The sequence below is a fragment of the Streptomyces coffeae genome (assembly GCF_016741875.1).
Classification (GTDB): Bacteria; Actinomycetota; Actinomycetes; order Streptomycetales; family Streptomycetaceae; genus Streptomyces; species Streptomyces coffeae.
The window spans coordinates 1-12,432 of the sequence record NZ_JAERRF010000064.1 but is presented as its reverse complement, the minus strand read 5'-3'; the positions used below and the strand labels follow the sequence as shown (position 1 = coordinate 12,432).

1 protein-coding gene and 1 pseudogene are annotated in these 12,432 nt (G+C 71.3%); both read right to left on the bottom strand.

Annotation, left to right across the window (positions count from 1 at the left end; all coding sequences use genetic code 11):
* Positions 1-2,775 (bottom strand): type I polyketide synthase (locus JK363_RS40355; RefSeq protein WP_201883316.1); only part of this gene is annotated, 2,775 nt, incomplete at its 3' end.
* A gap of 31 nt (positions 2,776-2,806) precedes the next feature.
* Positions 2,807-12,424, bottom strand: a pseudogene (locus tag JK363_RS40350) (type I polyketide synthase); the annotation flags it as partial.
* Positions 12,425-12,432: the final 8 nt, after the last annotated feature.

Genomic DNA, 12,432 nt, shown 5'->3' with positions numbered 1-12,432 from the left:
CACCCCCCAGAACCGCGCCTCCACCGGCGACATCCGCTCATCAACGCCCAGATCAATGGACGGAGCGTCCAGCCAGTAGCGCTCGCGCTGGAACGGGTACGTCGGAAGATCCACCCGCCGCGCGCCAGGACCGGTGAAGAACGCCTCCCAGTCCACCCGGACGCCGCGCACATGCAACTGGGCCGCAGCCGTCGTGGCAGCCACGGCCTCCGGCCGATCGCCGCGCAGCACTGGCACGAATCCGGCGTCGGGTGCGGACTCCTGCCCCATCGCGGACAGTGTCCCGCCCGGCCCCACCTCGACAAACGTCCCCACGCCCTCGTCCACGAGCGTGCTCACGGCGTCGGCGAACCGCACCGACTCCCGCACATGCCGCACCCAGTACTCCGACGAGGCAAGCTCCTCGGCGCTCGCTAACCGGCCCGTCAGCGTCGACACGATCGGGATCTCGGGTTCGCCGAACGACACCTCTTCCACAACCCGGCGGAACTCGTCCAGCATCGAGTCCATCAGCGGCGAGTGGAACGCATGGCTCACCCGGAGCCGGGTCACTTTCCGGCCCGCCTCACGCCACCGCTCGGCGACCGTCTCCACATCGGCAGCAACACCTGAAACGACCACCGACGACGGCCCGTTGACCGCCGCGATCCCCACGGTGTCAGGCAGCTCGCGCGAGACCTCGGCCTCGGTCGCCTGGATCGCCACCATCGCGCCACCCGCGGGCAGTGCCTGCATCAGCGCACCCCGCGCCGACACCACCTTGGCGGCATCAGCCAACGACCACACACCTGCCACATGAGCCGCGGCCAGCTCGCCGATCGAGTGTCCGGCCAGCACATCCGGCTGGACACCCCAGGACTCCAGCAGCCGGAACAGCGCCACCTCGACCGCGAACAGCGCGGGCTGCGTCACCCCGGTCTCGTTCAGGGCATCGGCATCCTCGCCGAACAGCACCTCACGCACCGCCGGGTCGAACTCGCCCAGCACCGCATCCAACGCCTCGGCGAACACCGGGAACCGGGCCGCCAGCTCACGCCCCATCCCCAGCCGCTGCGACCCCTGACCCGAGAACAGGAAACCCACCCGGCCAGGCTCGTCGGCCATCCCCGTGACCGCGGCACCGGTCCCCTGACCCTCGGCCACAGCCGCCAAAGCCGCCAGGAACTCCGACCGCTCAGTGGCGACCACCACCGTACGGTGTTCCAGCACCGCCCGCGAAGACACCAGCGAACGGCCCACATCCGCCACGGCCGGCTCAGGACTCGAGTCCACAAAGGACTTGAGCCGCGCGGCCTGCTCCCGCAACGCCTCGGCGCTCCGGGCCGACAACACCCACGGCACCAGGCCGTCGTGCACCGGCTCCGTGACTTCCTCCTGCTCCACCACGGGAGCCTGCTCGACAATGACGTGCGCGTTCGTCCCGCTCACACCGAACGACGACACACCGGCCCGCCACGGCTGACCGGTCTCCGGCCATGGCTGAGACTCGGTCAGCAGCTCCACCGCACCGGCGGACCAGTCCACGTGTGACGACGGCTCGTCCACGTGCAGGGTGGGCGGCAGCACACCGTGCCGCATCGCCATCACCATCTTGATCACACCGGCGACACCCGCAGCCGCCTGCGTGTGCCCGATGTTGGACTTGATGGACCCCAGCCACAGCGGCCGGTCGGCAGGCCGGCCCTGGCCGTAGGTCACCAGCAGCGCCTGCGCCTCGATCGGGTCGCCCAGCTTCGTACCGGTGCCGTGCGCCTCGACCGCATCCACCTGTGCCGCGGAGAGTCGTGCGCTCGCCAGCGCCTGACGGATCACCCGCCGCTGCGACGGACCATTCGGCGCCGTCAAACCATTCGACGCACCATCCTGGTTCACCGCGGAACCCCGCACCACCGCGAGTACGGGGTGGCCGTTGCGTTGCGCGTCCGACAGCCGCTCCAACAGCAGCAGGCCGACGCCCTCGCCCCAAGCGGTGCCATCGGCGCCGTCGGCGAACGCCTTGCAGCGGCCGTCCGCCGCCAGCCCACGCTGGCGGCTGAAGTCGATGAACACTCCCGGCGTCGACATCACCGTCACGCCGCCCGCGATGGCGAGCGGGCACTCGCCGTGTCGCAGCGCGTGCACCGCGAGGTGCAGGGCGACCAGGGACGACGAGCAGGCCGTGTCGATGGTCAGCGCGGGGCCTTCGAAGCCGAACGTGTAGGCGACACGGCCCGAGATGACGCTCGCGGCGTTGCCGGTGCCGAGGTAGCCCTCGTAGCCGTCCGGTGCGCCGGTTGCTGCCAGGCGTGCCAAGTAGTCCTGGCCGTTGGTGCCGACGAACACGCCCGACCGGCTGCCCCGCAGCGTATGCGGGTCGATGCCGGCCCGCTCGAACACCTCCCACGACGTCTCCAGCAGCAGCCGCTGCTGCGGGTCCATCGCCGCGGCCTCACGTGGCGAGATCCCGAAGAAGGCGGGATCGAAGTCCGACACGTCGTGGATGAAAGCGCCTTCACGGGTGTAGCAGGTCCCCTGCCGGTCGGGGTCGTCGTCGAAGAGCGCCTCCAGGTCCCAACCCCGGTTGGTGGGGAACGTGGAGACGGCGTCCTCGCCGTCCCGCAGAAGCCGCCACAGGTCCTCCGGCGACCGCACGCCACCGGGGAACCGGCAGCTCATACCGACGATCGCGATCGGCTCGACCTCGCGCTCCTCGGCCTCGCGCAGCTTCCCGCGCGCCTCCTGCAGGTCCACGGAGGCCCGGCGAAGGTAGTCGAGGTACTTCTCCTCGTTGGACATGACTTCGGACCCTTCAGGTGTGTTCATCAGCTCAGGACCTACCGAGTTGTTCGTCGAGCAGCGCGAGCAGCTCGTCCGCCGACGCAGTACGCGCGTCCGTTCCGGACTCGGCGGGTTCCGCGTTGCGGGTGTGCGCTTCGTCCCACATGGACAGCAGCGCGCGGAGGCGGTCACTGACGGCGGCGCTCTGTTGGTCGTCCGGCGTCAGGAGGGACAGTGTGGACTCAAGGCGGTCCAGCTCGGCGTCGATGGTCGGCGCCCCGCCTCCCGGCAGTTCCTCGAGCATGTGCGCGGCGAGGGCCGAGGGCGTGGGGTGGTCGAAGACGAGCGTCGAGGACAGGCTCAGCCCGGTGGCCGAGTTGAGGAGGTTGCGGAACTCGACCGCGGTGAGCGAGTCAAAGCCTAGCTCCTGGAACGCCCGGCCGGGTTCCACCAGCTTGGTGCCATCGTGACCGAGGACGGCGGCCGCCAGCTCCCGCACCAGGTCCAGCACGGCGCGTTCGCGCTCCGGCCCGGACAGCGCGGTGAGCTTGGCCGCCAGGTCGTCCTGCATCCCCGCCGCTGCAGGAGCCTGGGCGCCGGCCGCGCCGGACAGTTCCTGCAACAGCGGGCTCGGCCGCACCGATGTGAAGGCCCGGACGAACACGTCCCAGTCCATGTCCGCCACCAGCGCCGCCGGGTCGCCATAGCGGACGGCCCGGTCCAGCGCGGCGATCGCCCGCTCGGGCGCTATCGGAGGCATGCCGCGGCGGCGCAGTTGGTCGCCGAGCGGCCCCTCGGCCATGCCGGCGCCGTCCCACGGCCCCCAAGCGACCGCGGTGGCGGGCAGGCCCGCCGCCACGCGCCGTTCCGCGAGCGCGTCGAGGAAGGTGTTGGCGGCCGCGTAGTTCGCCTGGGCCGTCCCGCCGATCGTGCCAGAAATCGAGGAGAACATCACGAACGCCGACAGCTCAAGGTCCCTGGTCAGCTCGTCAAGGTTGACCGCGGCGTCGACCTTGGGCCGCAGTACGGCGTCGAGCCGGTCCGGGGTGAGCCCGGACAGCACGCCGTCGTCCAGGACGCCCGCCGCGTGCACCACCGCGGTGAGCGGGAACTCGGCGGGTACCGAGGCCAGCAGGTCCGCCAGCGCGTCCCGGTCGGCGACATCGCAGGCGGCGATCGTGACGCGGGCGCCCAGTGCGGTCAGCTCCGTGCGCAACTCCTCGGCACCGTCGGCCTTCGGCCCGCGCCTGCTGGTCAGCAGCAGGTGCTGGGCACCCTTCGCGATCAACCACTTGGCTACGTGCCCGCCAAGCGCTCCGGTACCACCGGTGACCAGCACCGTGCCGGTGGGCTTCCAGTCTCCGATGCGCCCCGAGGACGCCCGCACGAGCCTCCGGGCGAACACTCCGTTGGCGCGTAGCGCGACCTGGTCCTCTCCCTGCCCGCCGGACAGGATGCCCGCGAGGCGGGCGCCGGTGCGCTCGTCCAGCGTGTCCGGCAGGTCGACGAGGCCACCCCAGCGATCGGGGTGCTCCAGCCCGACGACCCGGCCGAGCCCCCACACCATCGCCTGGTCCGGGTTGGTGGACGCGTCGGAGCCACCGATCGTGACTCCGCCCTGCGTCGCGCACCACAGCGGTGCGGCGAGGCCGGTGTCGCCGAGGGCCTGAACGAGGGCGAGGTTCGCGGCCAGGCCACCGGACGGCAGTTCGGGGTCGAGCGCGAACAGCGACAGCACGCCCGCGACGGGCTCGTCGGTTGCCACCCGGGTGACCAGCGAGTCGCGGTCCACCGCCGCGCCGGTCCGTACCGGCAGCACCTGCGCGCCGTGCCTGCTCAGCGCGGCTGCGACGGCTTCTTCACCGGCGCCGTCCCGGCTGACCACGAGCCAGGTGCCCGCGAGCGCCGCGGTGGGCTCGCTCACCGGCCGCCAGGTCACGCGGTAGCGCATCTCGTCGACCGCCGAGTTCTCGGCTTGTTCCCGCCGCCACGACGAGAGCCGGGGCAGCACCGCGCCGATCGGGTCGTCGAGGGACACGGCCAGCTCGTCCGCCAGCTCACCGAGGTCTCCGTCCGCCACGGCCGCCCAGAACCGTGCGTCGACGGCCCCGGAGATATCGCCCGAGGGGGCCTCGGCCAGGGTCGGCCAGAACCTCTGGCGCCGGAAGGCGTAGGTGGGCAGGTCGATGTGTGTGCCACCGGCGGTCAGTTCGGTCCAGTCGACGGCGACACCGAGCACGTGCAGCCTGCCCGCCGCCGTCGCCACTTCCAGCGTCTCGGACCGGTCGCCGCGCAGCGCGGGCACGAATTCGGCGTCGGGCGCGGTCTCCTGGCCCAGCGCGGTGAGCACCCCGCCCGGCCCGATCTCCAGGAACACATCCGCGCCCTGCTCCCGCAGCGTGCCGACGGCGTCGGCGAACCGTACCGACTCCCGCACATGCCGCACCCAGTACTCCGCCGAACCCAATTCCTCCGCGGAGGCCGGCCGGCCCGTCAGCGTGGACACGATCGGGATGGTCGGCGCCTGGAAGTCCACGCCTTCCAGCACGCGGCGGAAATCCTCGAGCATCGGCTCCATGAGCGGCGAGTGGAACGCGTGGCTGACCCGCAGCCGGGTCACCTTCCGACCCGCCTCACGCCAGCGATCGGCAACGGCCTCGACATCGGCGGCGACGCCCGAGATGACCACCGACGTCGGGCCGTTCACAGCGGCGATGCCCACGGTGTCGGACAACTCCGGCAGGATCTCGGCCTCGGTCGCTTGGATCGCCACCATCGCGCCACCCTCGGGCAGCGCCTGCATCAGGCGACCCCGTGCCGACACCACCGCGGCGGCGTCAGCCAGCGACCACACACTCGCCACATGGGCCGCGGCCAGCTCGCCGATCGAGTGGCCCGCCAGCAGCTGGGGGCGGACACCCCACGACTCCAGCAGGCGGAACAGCGCGACCTCGACCGCGAACAGCGCGGGCTGCGTCACCGCGGTCTCGTTCAGGGCATCGGCGTCCTCGCCGAACAGCACATCCAGCAGCGGCTGTTCGGCGTGGGCATCGAGGTGGCCGCGAACCTCGTCGAGCGCGGCGGCGAACACCGGGAAGCGGCCGTACAGCTCGCGTCCCATGCCCAGCCGCTGCGCGCCCTGGCCGGAGAACACGCATGCCAGCCGGTGCCCCGCCGCGACACCGGAGACCAGCCCACCCGCGGTCCGCCCCTCCGCGAGCGCCTTGAGGGCCGTGAGCAGTCCTTCGCGGTCCTGCCCGATGACGACCGCCCGGTGGTCGAGCGCGGCTCGCGCCACCGCGAGTGTGGTGGTGGTGTCGAGCGGGTTCAGCTCCGGGTGCGCTACGAGGTGGGCGCGCAGCCGGTCGGCCTGCGCCCGCAGCGCGTCGTCGCCGCGACCCGATACCAGCAGCGGCAGAACGGACGTGTCCGGAACGGCCTTCGGCGCGGCGACCTTGGTGACCGGCGCCTGTTCGAGGATGGCGTGCGCGTTGGTGCCGCTGAACCCGAATGACGAGATGGCGAACCGGCGTGGCCGGTCGGTGTCCGGCCAGGGGCGGGCCTCGGTGAGGAGTTCGATGTCGCCTATCGACCAGTCGACCTGCGGGGTCGGCTCGGCAACATGCAGTGTCTTCGGCAGCACGCCGTGCCGCATCGCCATGACCATCTTGATGATGCCGCCGACACCGGCCGCGGCCTGGGTGTGTCCGATGTTCGACTTCAGCGACCCGAGCCACAGCGGCTGGTCGGCGGGGCGGTCCTGGCCGTAGGTGGCCAGCAGCGCCTGAGCCTCGATCGGGTCACCCAGCTTTGTGCCGGTGCCATGCGCCTCCATGGCGTCCACATCGGACGACACCAGACCGGCGGTCGCCAATGCCTGTCGGATGACCCGCTGTTGCGACGGACCGTTCGGCGCGGTGAGACCGTTGGACGCGCCGTCCTGGTTCACCGCCGAGCCGCGGATCACCGCCAGCACTCGGTGCCCGTTCCGCCGGGCGTCGGACAACCGCTCCAGCACGAGCATCCCGGCGCCCTCGCCCCAGCCGGTGCCGTCCGCGTCCGACGAGAACGGCCTGCACCGTCCGTCGGCGGACAGGCCGCGCTGGCGGCTGAAGTCCAAGAACGCGCCCGGCGTGGACATCACCGTCACGCCACCCGCGAGCGCGAGCGAGCACTCACCCGACCGCAGCGCCTGCCCCGCAAGGTGCAGCGCCACCAGCGACGACGAGCACGCGGTGTCGACCGTCACCGCGGGACCCTCAAGGCCGAACGTGTAGGACAGCCGGCCGGACGTGACGCTCGCCGCGTTGCCCGTGCCGACGTACCCCTCGACGCTCTCCTCGCTCGCCGCCAGCAGCGTGGCGTAGTCCTGAATGCTGGTGCCGGCGAAGACGCCGATGTCGCGCCCCCGCGCCGAGTCCGGGTCGATACCGGCCCGTTCGAAGGCTTCCCAGGAGGTTTCCAGCAGCAGGCGGTGCTGCGGGTCCATGGCCAGCGCCTCGCGGGGTGAGATGCCGAAGAAAGCCGGGTCGAACTGGTCGGCGTCGTGCAGGAAGCCGCCCTCGCGGGCGTAGGTGGTGCCCATGTGGTCGGGGTCGGGGTTGTAGAGCGCGTCGATGTCCCAGCCGCGGTTGGTGGGGAACTCGCTGATGGCGTCGACCCCGTCCAGGACGAGTCGCCACAGGTCTTCGGGTGAGTTCACCCCGCCGGGGTAGCGGCAGCTCATGCCGACGATCGCGATCGGCTCGTCGGTCACGGCCACGGTGCTGCGGGTGGGTGCCGCGACGACGGGCGCGCCCGCGAGCTCGGCACCGAGGTGCGCCACGAGTGCGGCGGGGGTCGGATAGTCGAAGACGAGCGTGGCGGGCAAGCGCAGCTCGGTGGCCGCGTTGAGCCGGTCGCGGAACTCGACGGCGGTCAGCGAGTCGAACCCGAGCTCCTTGAACGCACGGTCGGGCACGACGGCGTGTGCCGAACTGTGGCCGAGCACCACGGCCACCTGACTGAGCACGAGGTCCAGCAGCGTCTTCTCCCGCTCGGCCTCGGTCAGGCCGGCCAGCGACTGCGCCAGCGCGGACCGGGCGGCGGCGGACTCGGCGGTCCTGCGTACCGTGCCCCGCACGAGACCGCGCAGGAGGTGTGGCACGGGGTGGGAACGCCCCTGCCGGTGCAGCGCGGGCAGGTTGAGGGGCACCGGTGCCAGCAGGGCGCGTCCGGTGAAGCCTGCCGCGTCGAACAGCGCCAGGCCCTCGGCCGAGCCGAGCGGCAGCATGGCGTTGTTGGCGAGGGGCAGCGCGTCGTTCTCGTCCAGGCTGCCTGCTATGCCGCCGGCCTCGGCCCACGGGGCCCACGCCAGTGAGGCGGCGGGGAGACCGGTCGCCCTGCGGTGGTGGGCAAGTGCGTCGAGGAAGGTGTTCGCCGCCGCGTAGTTGCCCTGGCCCCCGCCACCGAGGATGCCCGCCGCCGAGGAGAACAGCACAAACGCTGACAGGTTCAGGTCGCGGGTGAGCTCGTGCAGGTGCCACGCCGCGTCCACCTTGGGCCGGAACACCGCGTCGACCTGGTCCGGGGTCAGCGAGCCGATCGTGCCGTCGTCCAGCACACCCGCGGTGTGCACCACGGCGGAGACCTCGTGCTCGGCCAGCAGCCGCGTAACGGCCTCCCGGTCGGCTACGTCACACGCCGCGAACGTCACCTCGGCGCCCTGCGCGGTGAGTTCGTCGCGCAGTTCGTCGGCGCCCTCGGCTGCGGCGCCGCGCCTGCTCACCAGTAGCAGGCTCCGCACACCTCGTTCCGTGACCAGGTGTCGGGCAACGAGGTCGCCCAGTGTGCCTGTCGCGCCGGTGACCAGCACCGCACCTGAACCGAAGCCGGGGTCGTCCACCACGGACTGCTTGGCCCTGGTCAGACGCGGAGCGCTGGCGGTGCCGGAGCGCACCGCGAGCTGTGGCTCCCCGGTGGCCAAGGCGGAAGGCAGTACATCGAGTGAGGTCGCTTCGTCGTCGAGGTCGACCAGCACGATCCGGTCCGGGTTCTCCGACTGGGCGGATCGCACCAGGCCCCAGACAGTGGCGTGCGTGAGGTTCTGCACGTCCTCGTCGGCCGTGGTGGCGATCGCGCCCCTGGTCACGATGGCCAGGCGTGATGCTTCGTATCGCTCGTCGGCAAGCCAGTTCTGGACCGTGCTCAGTGCCCAGTGCGCCGCTTCATGGGCACCGGACACCGGATCAGAAGCGGAGGTGATCGGGCACGGCAGGATGACGAAGTCGGGCAGTTCCGCCGACGGCGCCAGCGCCTCCAGGTCGGTCCACTCGACCGTCGGGCCGTCGCCGTCGCCGTCGCCGTTGGACAGGGACACCGACACCCAGTCGACGCCGAACAGCGACTGCTGGTCCTGCCGCGACAGCGTCGCCGACATCGGGCGCAGCATCAGCGTGTCCACGGTCGCCACCGGAGCACCGGAGCCGTCCGCGACCGCCAACGACACCCCGTCCGCACCTGTGGGCGTCAACCGCACCCGCAGCACCGTCGCGCCGGAGGCGTGCAGCCGCACGCCCGACCACGAGAAGGGCAGCTTGGCGGGAGCGTCGGCCTCGCCCATCAGCCCGATGGTGTGCAGCGTCGCGTCCAGCAGGGCCGGGTGCAGACCGAAGCCCTCCGCCTTCACACCGTCCGGCAGCGCGACTTCGGCGAACACCTCGTGACCGCTGCGCCAAGCCGAGCGCAGTCCCTGGAAGACCGGCCCGTAGCCGAACCCGCCGTCGGCCATGCGGTCGTAGAACCCGTCCAGGTCCATGACCTCCGCGCCTGCGGGCGGCCATTCGACCAGGGACACTCCACCAGAGCGGCCTGCCGCGCCCAGCACACCGGTGGCGTGCCGGGTCCAGGAACGACCGTCGTCGACGTCGCCCGCGCTGGAGTGGAAGGTCAGTTCGCGCCTGCCGGAGGAGGAGTCCTCGGCGCCGATCCACACCTGCACCCGCACCGAGCCGTTCTCCGGCAGGACAAGAGGTGCCTCAAGCGTCAACTCCTCCACCAGGTCACACCCGACCTGGTCCCCGGCACGCACGGCCAGCTCAACAAACGCCGTACCAGGCAGGAGGACCGAACCCTGGACCATAAAATCGGCCAGCCATGGGTGGGTCTGTACCGACAAGCGGCCGGTCAGCAGCACACCATCGGTGCCGCCCACGGCGACAGCCGCGCCCAACAGCGGGTGCTCTGCCGAACCAAGTCCGGCCGCCGAGACATCACCGATCAGCGGCAGCAGGTCAGGCCAGAAGCGCTCGCGTTGGAACGCGTAGGTGGGCAGGTCCACCCGCCGTGCGCCACGACCGGTGAGGAAGGCTTCCCAGTGCACCCGGACGCCGCGCACATGCAACTGGCCCGCGGCCGTCGTGGCAGCCATGGCCTCTGGCCGATCGCCGCGCAGCACTGGCACGAACCCGGCGTCGGGCGCGGACTCCCGCCCCATCGCGGACAGTGTCCCGCCCGGCCCCACCTCGACAAACGTCCCCACGCCCTCGTCCACGAGCGTGCTCACGGCGTCGGCGAACCGCACCGATTCGCGCACGTGCCGCACCCAGTACTCCGGCGAGGCGAGTTCGTCCGCGGTGGCCAGCGCGCCGGTCAGGGTGGACACGATCGGAATCGCGGGCTCGCCGAACGACACCTCTTCCACGACCCGGCGGAACTCGTCGAGCATCGGGTCCATCAGTGGCGAGTGGAACGCGTGACTGACGCGCAGCCGGGTCACCTTCCGGCCCGCCTCACGCCACCGTTCCGCGACCGCCTCGACATCGGCAGCAATACCCGAGACGACCACTGACGTCGGCCCGTTGACCGCCGCGATTCCCACTGTGTTAGGCAACTCGGGCGCAACTTCGCCCTCGGTGGCCTGGATGGCCACCATCGCGCCACCCGACGGCAGTGCCTGCATCAACCCGGCACGAGCGGATACCACCTTGGCGGCATCGGCGAGTGACCAGACACCGGACACGTGGGCGGCGGCCAGCTCACCGATCGAGTGGCCGGCCAGCATGTCGGGTCGGACGCCCCAGGACTCCAGCAGCCGGAACAGCGCCACCTCGACCGCGAACAGCGCGGGCTGTGTCACCCCGGTCTCGTTCAGTGCATCGGCGTCCTCGCCGAACATCACTTCACGCACCGCCGGGTCGAACTCGCTCAGCACAGCGTCAAGTGCCTCGGCGAAGACCGGGAACCGGTCAGCCAGCCCGCGGCCCATGCCCAGCCGCTGTGACCCCTGTCCCGAGAACAGGAAACCCACCCGGCCAGGCTCGTCGACCACTCCCGTGACCGCGGCACCAGTTGCCTGGCCCTCGGCCACAGCCGCCAAAGCCGCCAGGAACTCCGACCGGTCGGCGGCGACCACCACCGTACGGTGCTCCAGCACCGCCCGCGAAGACATCAGCGAACGGCCCACATCCGCCACGGCCAGTTCAGGAGTGGCGTCCACAAAGGACTTGAGCCGCGCGGCCTGCTCACACAATGCCTCGGCACTCCGCGCCGACAGCACCCACGGGACGACCGCGCCGACGGGCAACGGCTCCGGGACTTCCTCCTGCGCCACCACGGGAGCCTGCTCGATGATGGCGTGCGCGTTCGTCCCGCTCACGCCGAAGGACGAGACACCCGCTCGCCACGGCCGGTCCGTCTCCGGCCACGACCGAGCTTCCGTCAAGAGCTCCACGGCGCCGACGGACCAGTCCACGTGTGACGACGGCTCGTCGATGTGCAGGGTGGGCGGCAGCATGCCGTGCCGCATCGCCATCACCATCTTGATCACACCAGCGACACCGGCCGCGGCCTGGGTGTGCCCGATGTTCGACTTCACCGATCCCAGCCACAGCGGCCGGTCGGCCGGCCGATCCTGGCCGTAGGTGGCGAGCAGGGCCTGTGCCTCGATCGGGTCGCCGAGCGTGGTGCCGGTTCCGTGTGCCTCCATCGCGTCCACATCGGACGGAGCGAGCTGCGCACTGGCGAGCGCCTGCCGGATCACCCGCTGCTGGGAAGGCCCGTTCGGGGCGGTCAGGCCGTTGGACGCACCGTCCTGGTTCACCGCGGAACCCCGCACCACCGCCAGCACCTGGTGGCCGTTGCGCTGGGCGTCCGACAGCCGCTCCACGAGCAGCATCCCGACACCCTCACCCCAACCGGTGCCATCGGCGCTCTCGGCGAACGCCTTGCACCGACCGTCCACCGACAGCCCGCGCTGGCGGCTGAACTCGATGAACGCACCCGGTGTGGACATCACCGTGACACCGCCGACCAACGCCAGTTCACACTCGCCCTTGTGCAGTGCCTGGCTCGCCCAGTGCAGGGCGACCAGCGAGGACGAGCACGCCGTGTCCACCGTGACGGCAGGGCCTTCAAGGCCGAAGGTGTAGGAGAGCCGACCGGAGATGACACTCGCCGAGATTCCGGTGCCCGCGTACCCTTCGACGCTCTCCTGCGCGGCCATCAACAATGCCCCGTAGTCCTGGCCGTTGGTGCCGACGAAGACGCCAGATCGGCTGCCCCGCACCGAGTTCGGGTCGATACCGGCCCGCTCGAACGCCTCCCAGGAGGTTTCCAGCAGCAGTCGCTGCTGCGGGTCCATCGCCAATGCCTCACGCGGCGAGATGCCGAAGAACGCCGGGTCGAAGTCCGCCACGC